The 15,195-nt window shown below is 68.1% G+C and carries 14 protein-coding genes; 8 read left to right on the plus strand and 6 right to left on the minus strand.

The window, feature by feature from the left end:
- Positions 1–102: 102 nt before the first annotated feature.
- A complete protein-coding gene (locus tag KF889_18705; protein MBX3501476.1) occupies positions 103–1,755 on the plus strand; it encodes a tetratricopeptide repeat protein in 1,653 nt (550 codons plus the stop codon).
- Positions 1,756–1,863: 108 nt separating this feature from the next.
- Here KF889_18705 and KF889_18710 read toward each other — a convergent pair whose 3' ends face one another.
- Positions 1,864–3,810, minus strand: coding sequence for a PAS domain S-box protein (locus KF889_18710; protein MBX3501477.1), 1,947 nt, complete (start codon positions 3,808–3,810; stop codon positions 1,864–1,866).
- 65 nt (positions 3,811–3,875) lie between these two features.
- A complete protein-coding gene (locus KF889_18715) occupies positions 3,876–4,649 on the minus strand; it encodes an SDR family oxidoreductase (GenBank protein ID MBX3501478.1) in 774 nt (257 codons plus the stop codon).
- Between the two features lie 92 nt (positions 4,650–4,741).
- On the opposite strand from KF889_18715, the gene KF889_18720 reads away from it, so the two are divergent.
- The 6 genes from KF889_18720 (at position 4,742) to KF889_18745 (ending at position 10,190) form a co-directional block, all read left to right on the plus strand.
- Positions 4,742–5,707, plus strand: coding sequence for a tripartite tricarboxylate transporter substrate binding protein (locus tag KF889_18720; protein ID MBX3501479.1), 966 nt, complete (start codon positions 4,742–4,744; stop codon positions 5,705–5,707).
- A 215-nt stretch (positions 5,708–5,922) separates the two neighbouring features.
- A complete protein-coding gene (locus tag KF889_18725) occupies positions 5,923–7,194 on the plus strand; it encodes an SDR family oxidoreductase (GenBank protein ID MBX3501480.1) in 1,272 nt (423 codons plus the stop codon).
- Entirely contained in the window at positions 7,191–7,667 is a 477-nt protein-coding gene (locus tag KF889_18730; GenBank protein ID MBX3501481.1) for a DUF2269 domain-containing protein, read from the plus strand. The genes KF889_18725 and KF889_18730 overlap by 4 nt, the downstream gene beginning before the upstream one ends.
- A gap of 210 nt (positions 7,668–7,877) precedes the next feature.
- Positions 7,878–8,729 (plus strand): helix-turn-helix transcriptional regulator, encoded by an 852-nt coding sequence (locus KF889_18735; protein MBX3501482.1) that lies wholly within the window; start codon positions 7,878–7,880, stop codon positions 8,727–8,729.
- Positions 8,730–8,751: 22 nt separating this feature from the next.
- Positions 8,752–9,285, plus strand: coding sequence for a DUF3237 domain-containing protein (locus KF889_18740; GenBank protein ID MBX3501483.1), 534 nt, complete (start codon positions 8,752–8,754; stop codon positions 9,283–9,285).
- Positions 9,286–9,308: 23 nt separating this feature from the next.
- Positions 9,309–10,190, plus strand: a complete 882-nt coding sequence (locus KF889_18745) for an alpha/beta hydrolase (protein MBX3501484.1) — start codon at positions 9,309–9,311, stop codon at positions 10,188–10,190.
- 78 nt (positions 10,191–10,268) lie between these two features.
- Here the strand turns inward: KF889_18745 and KF889_18750 are convergent, their stop codons facing one another.
- Positions 10,269–10,922 (minus strand): hypothetical protein, encoded by a 654-nt coding sequence (locus KF889_18750; protein ID MBX3501485.1) that lies wholly within the window; start codon positions 10,920–10,922, stop codon positions 10,269–10,271.
- A gap of 147 nt (positions 10,923–11,069) precedes the next feature.
- On the minus strand, positions 11,070–12,269 hold the full coding sequence (locus KF889_18755) for an LLM class flavin-dependent oxidoreductase (protein MBX3501486.1): 1,200 nt from the start codon (positions 12,267–12,269) through the stop codon (positions 11,070–11,072).
- A gap of 75 nt (positions 12,270–12,344) precedes the next feature.
- On the opposite strand from KF889_18755, the gene KF889_18760 reads away from it, so the two are divergent.
- Entirely contained in the window at positions 12,345–13,058 is a 714-nt protein-coding gene (locus KF889_18760) for a tetratricopeptide repeat protein (GenBank protein MBX3501487.1), read from the plus strand.
- Positions 13,059–13,166: 108 nt separating this feature from the next.
- Here the strand turns inward: KF889_18760 and KF889_18765 are convergent, their stop codons facing one another.
- Together KF889_18765 and KF889_18770 are read right to left on the minus strand one after the other, a co-directional pair.
- Entirely contained in the window at positions 13,167–14,123 is a 957-nt protein-coding gene (locus KF889_18765; GenBank protein MBX3501488.1) for an isopenicillin N synthase family oxygenase, read from the minus strand.
- Between the two features lies 1 nt (position 14,124).
- On the minus strand, positions 14,125–15,168 hold the full coding sequence (locus tag KF889_18770) for an amidohydrolase (GenBank protein ID MBX3501489.1): 1,044 nt from the start codon (positions 15,166–15,168) through the stop codon (positions 14,125–14,127).
- Between the last annotated feature and the right edge of the window lie 27 nt (positions 15,169–15,195).

Genomic DNA, 15,195 nt, shown 5'->3' on the forward strand with positions numbered 1-15,195 from the left:
TTTGCCAGGCTTCTCCACTGAATTCCTCGCTGCGCTCGGAATGACAGTGGAGTTACGTGGATGGACTTGCACTAGGCTTGCAAAGGACTCGGGGAGAACGACATGGACGACTACTACGATCTCGGCACCTACTCCCGGCCTGTCACGACGCGATCGCCGCAGGCGCAGGTGTGGTTCGATCGCGGACTGAACTGGCTGTTCGGCTTCAACCATGCCGAGGCGATCAAGTGCTTCGGCCTGGCGCTGCAGCACGATCCGGATTGCGCCATGGCGCATTGGGGCGTCGCCTATGCCGCCGGCCCCAACTACAACCTGCCCTGGCACCTCTACGATCCCCAGGGCAAGGCGCAGGCGCTGGCCACGGCCTACGACGCCATGCAGCGCGCGCTGACGGCGGCGCCGGGTGCGACGCCGGTCGAGCAGGCACTGATCAGGGCGCTGCCGCAGCGCTATCCGCAGCGCGAGGCGATCGAGGATCAGTCGGCCTGGGACAAGGCTTTCACCGTGGAGATGCGCAAGGTCTACGCAACCTTCCGCGGCGATCTCGACGTCGCCTCGGTGTTCGCCGAGTCGATCATGAACGAGACGCCGTGGCAGATGTGGGATCTCACGACGGGCGGCGTCGCCAAGGATGCCGGCACGGCCGAGGCGGTCGAGCTTCTCGAGGGCCTGTTCCGCGACGCGCCCCTGTCTTGGAACCATCCCGGCCTGCTGCACCTCTACGTCCACCTGATGGAGATGTCGCCCTTCCCGCAGCGCGCGCTGCGGGCCGGCGATCGGCTGCGCGAACTCGTGCCCGATGCCGGCCACCTCGTGCACATGCCCACGCATATCGACGTGCTGTGCGGCAACTACCGCGACGTCGTGGTCTACAACCAGAAGGCCGTCGCGGTCGACCGCAAGTACCTGGCGCGCGACGGCGCGATGAACGTCTATTCGCTCTATCGCACGCACGACCATCACTTCGTGATCTACGGCGCGATGTTCCTCGGCCAGTACACGCCGGCGATCGAAGCGGCGCAGGAGCTGATCGACACCACGCCCGAGGATCTGCTGCGCATCCCTTCGCCGCCGATGGCCGATTTCATCGAGGGCTACCTGTCGATGAAGCAGCACGTGCTGATCCGCTTCGGCAAGTGGCGCGAGATCATCGCCCAGGAGATGCCGAAGGACCCGGCGCTGTACTGCTCGACCACGGCGATGATGCTCTACGCCAAGGGCATCGCCCATTCGGTGCTGGGCGAGATCGCCGAGGCCGAGAAGATGCGCACCGCCTTCCGCGCCGCCTGCGCACGCGTGCCCGAGACCCGGCGCGTGCACAACAACCGGGTGATCGACCTGCTGGCGATCGCCGACGAGATGCTGATCGGCGAGCTGGAGTATCGTCGCGGCAATTTCGATCTGGCCTTCGCGCATCTGCGCCGCTCGGTCGAGCTCGACGACGCGCTGCCCTACGACGAGCCGTGGGGCTGGATGCAGCCGGCGCGCCACGCGCTGGGCGCGCTGCTGCTCGAGCAGGGTCATCTCGCCGAGGCCGAGGCGGTCTATCGCTCCGACCTCGGCTTCGACGGCACGCTCAGCCGCGCCTGCCAGCATCCCGACAACGTCTGGAGCCTGCACGGCCTGCACGAATGCCTGACGCGCCGCGGCGATGCCGTCGAGGCGCCGCTGATCAAGGCGCGGCTCGACCTGGCGCTGGCCCGCGCCGAGGTGCCGGTGCGCGCCTCGTGCCTGTGTCGGAGACAGGCGGCGTGAGGGTCCGTGGGCACATCTGTCATCCCGAGCGCAGCGAGGGATTCAGGCGACATCCTGGATCCCTCGCTGCGCTCGGGATGACATTGATGGATAAGGGCGAGCCGTTGCTCACGGCGCTTCGAGCACGGCGCGGATGCGGCGGGCGAGCTCGGCCTTGCGGTAGGGCTTGTTGAGGATCGACTCGCTGGACACGGCGCGGCTGTGGGTGTGCAGCGTCTCCAGCGGATGGCCCGAGGTCAGCAGCACCTTCATGCCGGGCCGCAGCGCACGGGCGCGCTGGGCGAGGTCCCAGCCGCTCATGCCGCCGGGCATCACCACATCGCTGAACACCAGGTCGATGGCCGCGCCCTGCATCAGCAGGCGCTCCGCCTCGCGCCCGCTCTCGGCCGAAGTGACGTGGTAGCCCAGGCTCTGCAGGCAGGAGATCGCATAGGCGCGCACATGCGGGTCGTCCTCGACGACCAGCACCCGCTCGCGGCCGCGCTCGACGGCTTCGGTCGCCGGCGGCTGGGCGGCGGTGACGGCGCGCGCGGCAGGATCCATCGGCAAATAGAGCCGGATCGTCGTGCCCAGCCCGACCTCGCTGTAGATGCTGACATGGCCGTTGGACTGCTTGACGAAGCCGTAGACCATGCTGAGCCCCAGGCCGCTGCCCTTGCCGACCTCCTTGGTGGTGAAGAACGGCTCAAAGGCGTGGTCGCGCACCTCGGGCGACATGCCCTGGCCGTTGTCGGTGACGGCGATCACCACGTAGGTGTCGGCCCGCACCTCGGGATGGTCCTGCAGGTAGGCCTCGTCGAGCTCGGCCAGCGCCGTGGTGATGGTGAGCTGGCCGCCGTCGGGCATCGCGTCCTGGGCGTTGATCGCGAGGTTGAGCATCGCCGATTCGAGCTGCGCGCGATCGGCGAAGGCCTGCGGCAGCGCCGGTGCCAGCGCCGTCGTCACCTCGATGTCCTCGCGCAGGGTGCGGCGGATCAGGCGCGCCATGCTCCCGACCAGCGCGTTGGGCTCGAAGGCCACCGGCTGCAGCACCTGGCGGCGGCTGAAGGCCAGCAGTCGGTTGGTGAGCTCCGCGCCGCGCTCGGCGGCGCCGGCGATCATCTCGGCGAGCTCGCGCAGATCGGGTCGCGCCTTGAGCGCCTCCGACAGCGTGTCGGCGTTGCCGACGATCACGGTCAGCAGGTTGTTGAAGTCGTGCGCCAGGCCGCCGGAGAGCTGGCCGACGGTCTCCATCTTCTGCGCCTGGACGAGCTGCTCCTCGGTGCGCTTGCGGTCGCTCAGGTCGTGGATGATGCCGACGAAGGACGAGCCGCCGCCCTCCTCCTTCACCTCACCGACCGACAGATCCATCGGGAAGGTCGTGCCGTCCTTGCGCCTTCCCACCACCTCGCGGCCGATGCCGATGATCTGCGCCTGGCCGGTCTCGCGGTAGTTGCGCAAATAGGCGTCGTGCTCCGAGCGATAGGGCTCGGGCATCAGGACCTTCACGTTGCGGCCGATCACCTCCTGGGCGTCGTAGCCGAACAGCCGCTCGCAGGCGGGATTGAGCATCAGCACCGTGCCCTTCCCGTCGATCAGGATGACGCCGTCGACGGCGGTGTCGATCACCGCCTTGAGCCGCGCGGCGCTGGCCAGCGCCGCTCGCTGCGTGCGCTCCATCTCGCTGAGGTCGCGGATGATGCCGACGAAGCCCGACGGGCCGCGCTCGTCGCCGGTCTCGCCGACCGACAGGCCCATGGGGAAGGTCGTGCCGTCCTTGCGCCGGCCCACCACCTCGCGGCCGATGCCGATGATCTTGGCAATGCCGGTACGCTTGTAGTTGGCGATGTAGGCGTCGTGCTCGTCACGATAGGGCGCCGGCATCAAGAGCTTCACGTTGCGGCCGATCACCTCGTCGGCGCGATAGCCGAACAGCCGCTCGCAGGCCGGGTTGAACACCAGGATCAGGCCGGCGGCGTCGATCAGGATCACTCCGTCGACGGCAGTCTCTATGACAGCGCGAAACCGCTGCTCTTCGCTGCGTTGAATCACCCCACTGCTCCCCCGACCCCCCAATGATCGAATGAGCTACACACTCATAGCGAGAATGTAACACGGACCGTCCGCACGCGCGAGGGGTCCTATACGCCACCCGTCACGTCGATTGTGATGCCGGTGACGAAGTCGGCGTCGCACGAGGCGAGGAAGCAGATCACGTTGGCCTGGTCGACCGCCTCGGCGACGCGGCGCAGGGGCGTACGCTCGATCTCCTCGGCCTGGGCGGCCTGCGAGCGCTTCTCCCAGTGCGGGCGGATGCGCTCGGTGAGCGTGACCGAAGGCGCGATGGCGTTGACGTTGATGCCGTCGGGGCCCAGTTCGTGGGCCAGCTTGCGGGTGAAGGCGATGATGCCGCCCTTGGCCGCCGCGTAGGCGCTGGAGCTGTTGAAGCTCAGGCCCCGGCCGGCGATCGAGGCGAGGTTGACGATCTTGCCGCCGCGCTGGCGCTTCATCACCGGGATCACCGCGTGCGTCACCAGGAACGTGCCGTCGAGGTTGAAGGCGATCAGCCTCTGCCACTCGGCAAGCGTGAGCTGCTCGGTGGTCGCGGTCGGCCGCTCGATCACCGTGCTGCCGCCCACCGCGTTGACCAGGATGTCGATGCGGCCATGCGCGCGCTCGACATCGGCAATGAGCGCGTCGACCTGCTCCTGGCTGAGCGCGTCGACCAACCGGCCGTCGACCCTGCCGTTGCGGCCGGCATCCTGCGTCAGCGCCGGCACCGCCTCGTCGAGCCTGGCCTGGTTGTTGTCGACGGCGACCACGGTGGCGCCCTCGCGCACCATGATGCTCGCCGTGGCGCGGCCGATGCCGTTGGCCGCCGCCGTGATCAGCGCCACCTTGTTCTGGAACCGCATGGCCGTTCTCCCTCGATCTTGTCATTCCTCGCTGCGCTCGGAATGACAGTAGAGTAGTGTGCGCCCAACGAAGACAGGGAGGTAACGCACCAATGAGGACACTGGTGCGCGTTCTGCTCGCGGCTCTTCTGCTCGCGCCTGCGCCCGCCTTCGCACAGGGGGCCTGGCCACAGAAGCAGGTGCGCATCGTCGTGCCCTTCCCGCCCGGCGGCTCCAACGACACGCTCTGCCGCATCGTCGCCGAGAAGCTGTCGGCTTCGTGGAACCAGCCGGTGGTGATCGACAACAAGGCGGGCGCCGGCGGCAATGTCGGCGCCGACATCGTCTTCCGCGCCGATCCCGACGGCTACACGCTGTTCTGCAGCGCGCCCGGACCGCTCACCATCAACCACAACCTCTACAAGGCGCTGCCCTACGACTGGGCGAAGTTCGTGCCGATCACCGTGCTGGCCCAGGTTCCCAACGTGATCTCCGCCAAGATCGGGCTTCAGGCCGACACCGCCGCCGAGCTGATCGCCTATGGCAAGGCCAACCCGGGCAAGCTGCAATACGCTTCGCAGGGCAACGGCTCGACCTCGCACCTCTCGGCCGAGATGCTGGCCACCATGGCCGGCTTCACCATGCAGCACGTACCCTACCGCGGCGAGGGACCCGCGTTGGTCGACCTCGTCGCCGGCCGCGTCGACATCTATCTCGGCAACATCGCCGGCGCGCTGCGCTTCCGGCAGAGCAAGCAGCTGAAGTTCCTTGCCGTCACCAGTCGCACGCGCAGCCCGGTAGCGACCGACGTGCCCAGCGCCGTCGAGATCGGGCTGCCTGACCTCGTCGCCACCGCCTGGTTCGCGCTCGTGGCACCACCGGGCACGCCGGACGGGATCATCCAGGCCACCAACAAAGCGGTCGCCGCCGCGCTCGCCGCACCTGAACTGCGCGACAGGTTCCTGCTGCAGGGCGCCGAGCCGGTCGGCCGCTCCAGCGCCGACACCGCCGCGTTCTTCAAGGAGGAGGAAGCCCGCTGGCGCGCGGTGATCCGTTCGGCCAACGTGAAGCTGGAGTAGAGCAGATCCTCCTCTGCCCGCGCATTGCAGCGCGATCGGCTTTTCCTTCCCCCGGAGGGGGAAGGTGGCGCGCAGCGCCGGATGGGGGATGCCTCAACACATCAGGTGTCCGTCTTCGACATCCCCCTTCCGCCCTTCGGGCACCTTCCCCCTCCGGGGGAAGGCATGGAGTTCGCCGTATGCGATCGCCCAGCACGCGGGGCTACACTGCCGGCATGGCATCGCGTGTCCTGATCCTGGGCGTCACGGGCTTCATCGGCTCGGCGCTGGCGCAGCGGCTGCTCGCGGCGGGCATCGCGGTGCGTGGCGTGTCGCGTCGCAAGCCGCCGGCGCCGATCGAGCACGTCGCGATGGATCTCGCCGCGATGACCGACGCCGCCGCCTGGAGCGCCCATCTCCAGGGCGTCGACGCGGTGATCAACTGCGCCGGCCTGCTGCAGGACGCGCCGGGCGAGCGCGTCTCGCACGTGCAGCGCGACGCCCCCGCCGCGCTGTTCGACGCCTGCGAGGCCGCCGGTGTGCGCCGCGTGATCCAGGTCTCCGCCATCGGCGTCGGGCGCGCGGACGACACGGAGTTCGCGCGCACCAAGCACGAGGCCGATCTCGACCTGCGCCAGCGCGGCCTCGACTGGGTGATCCTGCGCCCGTCGGTCGTGATCGGCGACGCCGCCTATGGCGGCAGCGCCTTGCTGCGCGGGCTCGCCGCCCTGCCGGTCGTGCCGGTGGTGAAGGGCATGCCGCCGTTGCAGCCGGTGCTGCTCGACGATCTGCTGTCCGTCATTGAGCGCTTCATCGATCCGGGCACGGTCGCGCGCGTCACGCTCGACCTGGCCGGGCCCGAGACCTGGCGCTTCGAGGAGCTGGTCGCGGGCTTCCGCCGCTGGATGCGCTGGCCGCCGGCCCGCGTGCTGCCATTGGGTGCGGGACTCGGCGCGCTGCTGTTCAGGCTGGGCGACGCCGCCGCGCTGCTCGGCTGGCGGCCGGCGATGCGCACGACGGCCGGCCGCGAGCTGCGCCGTGCCGCGCTGGTCGAAGCATCAGCGGGCCTCGCACTGCGCGGCCCCTCGGCGTTCTTCGCCGCGCGGCCGGCCTCGGTGCAGGAGCGCTGGTTCGCGCGGCTGTTCTTCGTCAAGCCGGTGCTGATCGCCGCGCTGGCCGTCTTCTGGTTCGCCACCGGCGTGATCTGCCTCGGTCCGGGCTGGCGCGCCGGGCTGGCGATGATGGAGGCGGCGGGCCTGGCGCCCACGCCGGCGATGCTCGCCGTCGCCGGCGGCGCGCTCGCCGACATGGCGGTGGGCATCGCCATCGCCTTCCGCCGCAGCGCGCGCCTGGGCCTCTGCGCCGCGCTCGCCGTCACCCTGGGCTACGCCGCGCTCGGCACCTGGCTGCTGCCGCGCCTGTGGGCCGACCCGATGGGCGCGCTGCTGAAGATCATCCCCATCGTCGCCCTGCATCTCGCCGCGCTGGCGATCGTCGAGGACCGATGACGCTCTACCTCGCGCTCAAGTACCTGCACATCGTCGGCGCCGCGGTGCTGCTGGGCACCGGCGCCGGCATCGCCTTCTTCATGCTGCTGGCGCACCGCACCGGCGAGCCGCGTACGGTGGCGGCGGTGGCGCGCATGGTGGTGATCGCCGACTTCGTGTTCACCGCCAGCGCCGTCGTCGTGCAGCCGGTCACCGGCTTGCTGCTGATGGACCAGCTCGGCATTCCGTTCGACGAAGGCTGGATCGTGCTGTCGCTGATCCTCTATGTCGTGACCGGCGCCTTCTGGCTGCCGGTTGTGTGGATGCAGATGCGCATGCGCGACCTCGCGCGCGAGGCGGCTTGGCGCGGCGGCGCCCTGCCGCTCTCCTACCACCGCCTGTTCCGCGCCTGGTTCTGGAGCGGCTTCCCCGCCTTCGCCGCCGTGATGGCGATCATCTGGCTGATGATCGCCAAGCCGGCAATCGGCTTCTGAACTGGCAACCGGAGTCGCGGTCTCGACCACCGCCCGCAACTTCTTCTCGTCGAGATGGAGATCAGGAGTCGAAGAGAGGAGCCTCGGATTGTCGGTAGCGTTTGATTGTCGCGGTTGCCGCGTACGCCAAATTGTGAACTGAGTAGTGCTCAGGCGGCTCGGTACTCTTGGTGGCGAGCCGAGGCCAAGGATAAGGGATTCTGGTCCACCGTGAACATCACCCGCACCACCCTGTTCGAGGCCGAGACGCTGCAGATCGGCCTGATCGACACGCGTCCGACATCAGATGCGGTGAGCGGCATCGAATGGCAGAGCCGCAACGTCGTGGTGCTGCCCTATGCCGGCGTCTTCTCCAAGCTCGATGCGCCGGACCGCGAGGCGATCGGCACGCCGAGCCATGCCGTCTTCGTCGCCGCCGAGACGCCCTATCGGCTGGGCTTTCCCGGCGGCATCGGCGACCGCGCGCTGGTGTTGCGCTTCGGCGAGGCGCTGGCACCCGACCGCCTCGCCGATCGCCCGGCCTCGAGCGGGCTGCTGCCGGCCGCGGCGATGATGCGTCGCAACCTGCTGCTGCGGCGGCTCAAGAACGGCGAGGCCGACGCCTTCGAGATCGAGACCGCGGGGCTCGAGCTGCTCGACCTCGCGCTCGGTGCGCTGGAGCCCCGAGTAGCACCAGCGCGCCACGCCACCCAGATCAGCCGCCTGCGCGCGATCGAGCGCGTCAAGGAGGCGGTGGCGGTGGCGCCGGCACGAAAATGGAGCGTCAACGGCCTGGCTCAGATCGCGCACCTCTCGCCGTTCCATCTCTGCCACGTCTTTCGCGCCATGGTCGGCACCTCGCTGCACGACTATGTGCAGCACGAGCGCCTGGCCTGGGCGCTCGATGCGCTTCTCGACGGCGGCGACGATCTGACCAGCATCGCGCTCGACGCCGGCTTCTCGAGCCACAGCCATTTCACCCAGCGCTTCCGCCGCTTCTTCGGCTGCACGCCGACTTCGCTGCGGCGTGGGGAAGTCCGCACGATCATGACAGCGCGACGGGAGCGTCGTGCCCTAGCCTGACCTCCGCTCTCGTGGAGGTCGCTTGGTCCGCGTTCCCGCCCTCGATTTCAGGCTGCGCATCGCCGTGCGCTTCGATGCGCCGCGCGTCATCGCCGAGGGCCCTCTCGGCGCGCGGCGCCTGCTGCATGCCGCGCATGGCACCTTCGAAGGCCCGTCGCTCAACGGCAGCGTGCTGCCGGGCGGTGGCGACTGGGTGCTGACCCGCCGCGACGGCGCCGCCGAGCTCGACATCCGATTCGCGCTGCTCACCACGTCGGACGAGCTGATCTACCTGCGCGCCAACGGCCTGTTCGTCGCCGCCGACGCCGTCGCCGCGCGCATCCGCGGCGGCGAGGACGTGTCGCCCGACGCCTACTACTTCCGCACCGCCATCCTCTTCGAGACCGGCGCGGCACGCCTCGCCGATCTCAACCGCACCCTGCACATCGGCGTCGGCCAGCGCACCGCCACCGGCATGGTCACAGACGTCTTCGCGCTCAGTCACAGCCACCCTGTCATCCCGAGCGCGGCGAGGGATCCAGGCCCAGCCGTGGATCCCTCGCAGCGCTTGGGATGACGGGAAGCCAGAGGATCATCACCATGGACATCGCAAGCTTCCACGCCGGCCGCAAATTCGCCGAAGTGAGATCGGGCCGCATCGCCTATATCGAGCGCGGCCAGGGGCCGGTGACGCTGTTCGTGCATGGCGTACCACTCAACGGCTATCACTGGCGCCACGTCATCGCGCGCGTGCAGGAACGTCGCCGCTGCGTCGCCATCGACCTGATGGGCCTGGGCTACAGCGAGATCGCGCCGACGCAGGCGGTCGACTTCACCGCTCAGGCGCGGATGCTGGCGGAGGTGCTCGACGCGCTGGGCGTCGAGACGGTCGACCTAGTGAGCAACGACAGCGGCGGCGCCATCGCGCAGATCTTCGCCGCGCATCATCCGCATCGCCTGACCTCGCTGACGCTCAGCAATTGCGACGTGCACGACGGCTGGCCGCCGCACCAGGTGCTGCCGATCATGGAGCTGGCGCGCCAGAACGCGCTGGCGCCGATCTTCCAGTCCTTCCTCGACGATCCCGCAGGCGCCCGCGCGCGTTACCTCGCGGGCCAGTCGGCGCCGCTGTTTCGCAGCTACCACGATCCGCACCAGCTCACCGACGAGGCGATCCGCTGCTATCTGCAGCCGCTGCTGTCGACGCCGCAGCGCCTGGACGCCTTCAACCGCTACTGGCTGGGCTTCGACTGCAAGCACACGGTCGCGGTGCACCGGCAGCTCAAGCGGCTGCAGGTACCGACTCTGATCATTTGGGGCCTGAAGGACATCTTCTTCGACAGGACATGGGCCTACTGGCTGAAGGACACCATTCCCGGCGCGCGCCGCGTCGTCGAGGTGCCGGAGGGCCGTCTGTTCCTCCCCGAGGACCTGCCGGATGCGTTCACCCAGCCGATGCTGCAGTTCTGGGAGGAGCTCTGATGCTCCTTCCCGCACACGCGGGGTGAGGGAAAGTCAGGCCGTTTCCTCCTCCGCCGCCGGCACGTGCGTCAAGCCAGTCTACCGGACTTTGGGAGCATTCTTGGTCACCTGAAAAAGGGGGGAGTACACCTCGCCTGACGAGTTCCACCGGACATTACGAATGGAGGAAGCGGCATAAGACTTTTCGTTCCACGGATCCACCACGACGGCGCGCGGCCCCCATTCCTTGTCCACTGCAGCCTTTCCGGGCTCGTATCCCATCAACACGAACAGATGGTCTCCGTTCGCGATCTGCATCCAAGCCAAGGTCGACGTACCTTCGGTATCGGTCTTATTGATCCACCAATCGTACAGCCAGAGGAACGCAACCGTCGATTGCTCATCGCAGTTGCCGCAACCCACCGCCATTGCAACTCTAGCCTTCTTCCTCATTCTCTCCAGCATTTCGCCGTGGGTACCCATCCACGTAGCCCTCACTGCCGCCACGCAATAATACGATCCGCCTGACGTCATCAGACTGTCTAGGCGCCTGTTGCTGGCGAAAAAGATGTGCCGGGTCGCCCACTCAACCGCCCTTTTGCCCCAACTGAGATGATTCCCCAGGGCTTGACCATCTGTGCGGATCGCAATCCCTTCCGGCGTGGGAACGCCGGTCTTCGGATGGAGCGGAAACTCGACCTTGCCCTCGGAGTCGATCAAGGGTGGTTTGAACTGGAGTTCGTAGGGTTCCATGCATCGCTCCAGTGGCTACGTCCGCCCGGAGAAATGAACAATCAACGTGATCATATCACAGTGTGTTAGTAATGACAGGGCCCGTGGACACCAAACATATCGCCCGGGCCAATTCTCTCAAACTAGGCATGGTGGAAAAAAAGAAACTCAGGCCGTCAACTGTTCCGCCGCCGGCACGCGCGCGACCTCGTGCGCCTGCAGGATCGGCAGCACGTCGCGCGCGAAGCGGCGGATCTGCTCGATGAACATCTCGTGGGGCATGGCGCCGCGGTTGAGCCCGATCTGCACCATGTTGGCGCCGGCAGTGTCGGCGGCGGCGATGATGCGTTCGGCGACTTCCTTCGGCGTGCCGTAGGGCAGGTTCTCGGCCTGGCGCGCGAAGGCTTCCTGCGTGAGCCCACGGAAATCCTCGCGCAGCAGGGCTGCGGCGCGCTGGTTCTCGGGCCGCACGTAGTCGGTCGAGGTCTGGCTGACATAGCCGGCCTCGCGCTGCGCCGCCGTCTCGGTGAAGCTGCCGTGGCTGAACAGCGTGCGGTTGAAATAGAGGTGGTAGGGCCCGACCTCCCTCACCGCCTGCGCCTTGGAGTCCGCGACATAGGCGTTGAGCGCCAGCGACAGATGGTTGGGCGAGATGCGATGGCCTGACGCGGCGAGGCTCCTGGCGTAGTGCCGGATGATGTCGTCGCGCAAGCCCCCGCCGGCCAGGCCGGGCGTGATGCCGATGTCGTGCTTCGCCGCGAACTCGATCGATTCCTTGCTGCCGACGATCGGAATCATGATCGGCGGTCTCGGCCGCTGGATCGGCCGCGGCCAGATCGCCACGTCCCTGTAAGACCAGTACTTGCCCTCGTAGGTGAAGACGTCCTCGCTCCAGGCGCGGGTGACGATGTCGAAGGCCTCCTCGAAGCGCTCGCGCGACTCACTGAGAGGCACGTTGTGCACCTGGTACTCGCGGGGGATGCCGCGCGCGAAGCCCGAGATCAGGCGGCCGTTGGACATGCAGTCCAGCATCGCCAGCTCCTCCGCCAGCCGCAGCGGCTCGTGCAGCGGCAGCAGGTTGCCGTAGATCAGGAGCTTGAGCCTGGTGGTGCGCTGCGCCGCGGCGGCCGCCATCAGGTTGGGCGAGTTCATCAGCCCGTAGGGCGAGCAATGATGCTCGTTAAAGCCGACACCGTCATAGCCCAGCCGGTCCATCTCCTCCCACGCCTGCAGATGCTCGGCGTAGGTCTTGACCGCGACATCGGCCTTGAAGTGCCGCCGGCTCAGCGGATAGGGCAGCTCGGCGCCGGTCTTGATGTGGTCGAGGTTCTCGTCATAGGCGAGCAGGTCGAATACGAAGACTTTCATCGGATCACCGTTGCTGCCCTGCCGCTCCATGGTAACAGTTCGGTGGGCACTGTGAACGGATCGCAGGAGGCCACCATGCCGAAGCTCTTCGCCGCCGCGCTGGCGCTGCTGGGCGCGCCGCTGGCCGCACTGGCGCAGGCCGGCGACGACGACTGGCGAAGCTGCGCCGGCCGCGAGGCCGCTGATGTCGTCATCGCCGCCTGCTCGGCGGTCATCGGCCGAGGCGACGTGAGCAAGCAGAGGCTGGTCGAAGCGCATCACAAGCGCGCCCATGCCCATGCCGCAAAGGGCGATCATGCGCGCGCGATCGAGGACTACGACGCCGCGCTGCGGCTGAAGCCGGGCGATCCTTTGTCACTGACCTGGCGCGGCGATGCCCATGCCACAGCCGGACGAGTCGAGCGCGCAATCGAGGATTACGGCACCGCGATCGCCATCGACGCCAATTTCTCGCCGGCCTGGAACGGCCGCTGCAACGCGCAGGCGCGGCTGGACCGTCTCGAGCAGGCGATGGTCGACTGCAACGAGATGGTGGCGCGCAGCCCGCACATCGCCTTCGGCTACAACAGCCGCGCCCGCGTGCATCTGCTGGCCGGCCGCCTCGACGCGGCGATCACCGATTTCGACACCGCGCTGCGCTTCCTGCCGCGCCTCGCCGCCGCGCTGCATGGCCGCGGCATTGCCCGGCAGCGCAAGGGCGACGCCACCGGTGCCGCCGCCGACTTCGCCGCCGCACGCGCGATCAAGGCGGACGTCGCTGAGGAGCTGGCGACATACGGGCTGCGCTGAAGCGTGATCCGATCGATCGGTCGCATCTGTCATCGCGAGCGCAGCGTGGGATGCAGGCCGGCCCTTGGTCCCTCGCTGCGCTCGGGATGACAGCCCTGATTCAGTCCCTCACCCGGCCGGCTGCGGCTGCTGGCGATAGGCGTAGTTCTTGTCGAGGCGTTCGATCAGGTAGTCGCCGTAGCGCACCGGCGCCGGTGGTGTCTGCCGCGCGGCGCAGGTCGGCAACACCTCGACGACGCTGTCCATCGCCATGTCGAAGAAGTACGGGCAGGAATAGCGGTCGCCGCCGGAGAGGTTCTTCACGCGATGCGGCGTCGACAGCCAGCGGCCGTTGGTCCAGCGCGCCAGCATGTCGGCGACGTTGACGACCCAGGTTCCGGGGATCGGGCTGGCCGCAAGCCAGGTGCCATCGCGCCGGCGTACCTCCAGCCCGCCCTGCGCGTCCTGGCAGAGGATGGTGATGAAGCCGTAGTCGGTGTGCGGCGCCGAGCCATAGGCGTCGTCGGGCGCATCCGCGGCATGGGGCGGATAGTGCAGCAGACGCAGGAAGGTCGTGGGCTGAACGAAATGCGGCGCGAACCAGTCGCGCGGCAGGCCCAGCGCCAGGGCGAGCGGTCGCAGCAGCAGCAGGCAGAATGCATGCATGGCGCGCTCATAGGCCTCGACCGGCTCGCGGAAACCCGGCAGGTCGGGCCACAGATTGGGCCCGTCGAGCGGCCGGCCATACCGCGGATCGTCCGGCGCCACCTCGTGCATCAGCATGAACGATTCGGAATCGTTGGGCCGCGTCACCCTGGCCACGGTCGAGGTCTGGATCACCGATGTCCTGGGCGCCATGTAGCCGCGATGGAAGCGGTTCATGGCGATGGCGTCCTTGTCGGCGCGCGGCTGGGCGTGGAAGCGCCTCGACGCTTCGAAGACGCCATCGACCAGCAACGGATCGACGCCGATGCCGCGGAAATAGCAGAAGCCGATGTCGCAGAAGGCGGCGTCGAGCTGGCGCGCCAGGCTGTCCTCGTCGGCACCGGCGAAGTCGATAACGGGCAGCGCGGTGCAGTCGGTCATGTCAGGCGATGCCCAGCAGCCTGGCCGCCGTGCCGCCGAGGATGGCGACGCGTTGCTCGTCGTTCAGATCGGGCGTCGAAAGCACGAGATCGATCTCGGTACTGGTCCACGGGAAGGGATAGTCGGTGCCGATCATGATCTGCCCGGGCCCGGTCTCGGCGATCAGATGGCGCAGCGCCTCCGGCGTGAAGACGATCGTGTCGAAGAACAGCTGGCCGTCCTTGAGGTAGGCCGTCGGCGGCTTCTTCGGCAGCTTCCCGACGCGGTTGGGGAAGGTGCGGATCACTGCGTCGGAGCGGTTGGCGTAGGACGGCAGGAAGCCGCCGCCGTGCGCGGCGCAGATCTTCAGGCCGGGAAAGCGATCGAGCGTGCCCTCGAAGATCAGGTGCGACAGCGCGATCGTGGTTTCCAGCGGATTGCCGATGGTGTTGGTGAGCAGCCCACTGCCGGCAAGACGGCCGCTGGGCTCCAGCTCGCGCGTGCCCAGCGGATGCATGAAGACCAGCACGCCGAGCTCCTCGCACTTCTTCCAGAACGGATGGAAGCGCGGATTGGCCAGCTCCTCCCCGGCGACGCTGCCGGCCACGCCGACGCCGCGAAAGCCCAGCGTCTTGACCGCGTGCTCGACCTGCTCGGCGGCGAGATCCGGGTACTGCAGAGCCGCCGTGGCGAAGGCATGGAAGCGGTCGGGGTTGGCGGCGCAGAACTCGACCAGGGTCTCGTTCTGGATGCGGATCAGCTCGGCCGCCTCGTCCCTGCCGGCGCGGTACCAGAACGGGTTGATGCTCAGCACCTCGACATCGATGCCCTGCGCGTCCATCGCCGCGATGCGCGTGCCGGTGTCGTCCATCAGCAGGCCGGGCGCTTCGAGGGGATGATTGATCACCGCCATCGCCTTGGGCACGCAGCAATGGGCGTGCACGTCGATGGTCCTGACCCGCCTGCCGTTGACCACGACCTCGCGCCGCCTGGGCTTCGTCGCCGCACCCGAACCGGAGCCGGTCTCCGGCATCATCGCGCAGGTGCAGAAATTGATCAGGGCCATGGCGTTCTCTCCCGAACTCGGGCCGGA

The organism is Alphaproteobacteria bacterium (assembly GCA_019635875.1).
In the GTDB taxonomy this organism is placed as follows: Bacteria; Pseudomonadota; Alphaproteobacteria; order Reyranellales; family Reyranellaceae; genus JAFAZJ01.

What these genes read in the sequence shown, in the direction of transcription:
- KF889_18745 (MBX3501484.1), top strand. Translation starts at nt 9,309, where the DNA reads ATGGACATCGCAAGCTTCCACGCCGGCCGCAAATTCGCCGAAGTGAGA.
- KF889_18720 (MBX3501479.1), top strand. Translation starts at nt 4,742, where the DNA reads ATGAGGACACTGGTGCGCGTTCTGCTCGCGGCTCTTCTGCTCGCGCCT.
- KF889_18725 (MBX3501480.1), top strand. Translation starts at nt 5,923, where the DNA reads ATGGCATCGCGTGTCCTGATCCTGGGCGTCACGGGCTTCATCGGCTCG.
- KF889_18770 (MBX3501489.1), bottom strand. Translation starts at nt 15,168, where the DNA reads ATGGCCCTGATCAATTTCTGCACCTGCGCGATGATGCCGGAGACCGGC.
- KF889_18750 (MBX3501485.1), bottom strand. Translation starts at nt 10,922, where the DNA reads ATGGAACCCTACGAACTCCAGTTCAAACCACCCTTGATCGACTCCGAG.
- KF889_18765 (MBX3501488.1), bottom strand. Translation starts at nt 14,123, where the DNA reads ATGACCGACTGCACCGCGCTGCCCGTTATCGACTTCGCCGGTGCCGAC.
- KF889_18755 (MBX3501486.1), bottom strand. Translation starts at nt 12,269, where the DNA reads ATGAAAGTCTTCGTATTCGACCTGCTCGCCTATGACGAGAACCTCGAC.
- KF889_18705 (MBX3501476.1), top strand. Translation starts at nt 103, where the DNA reads ATGGACGACTACTACGATCTCGGCACCTACTCCCGGCCTGTCACGACG.
- KF889_18760 (MBX3501487.1), top strand. Translation starts at nt 12,345, where the DNA reads ATGCCGAAGCTCTTCGCCGCCGCGCTGGCGCTGCTGGGCGCGCCGCTG.
- KF889_18715 (MBX3501478.1), bottom strand. Translation starts at nt 4,649, where the DNA reads ATGCGGTTCCAGAACAAGGTGGCGCTGATCACGGCGGCGGCCAACGGC.
- KF889_18730 (MBX3501481.1), top strand. Translation starts at nt 7,191, where the DNA reads ATGACGCTCTACCTCGCGCTCAAGTACCTGCACATCGTCGGCGCCGCG.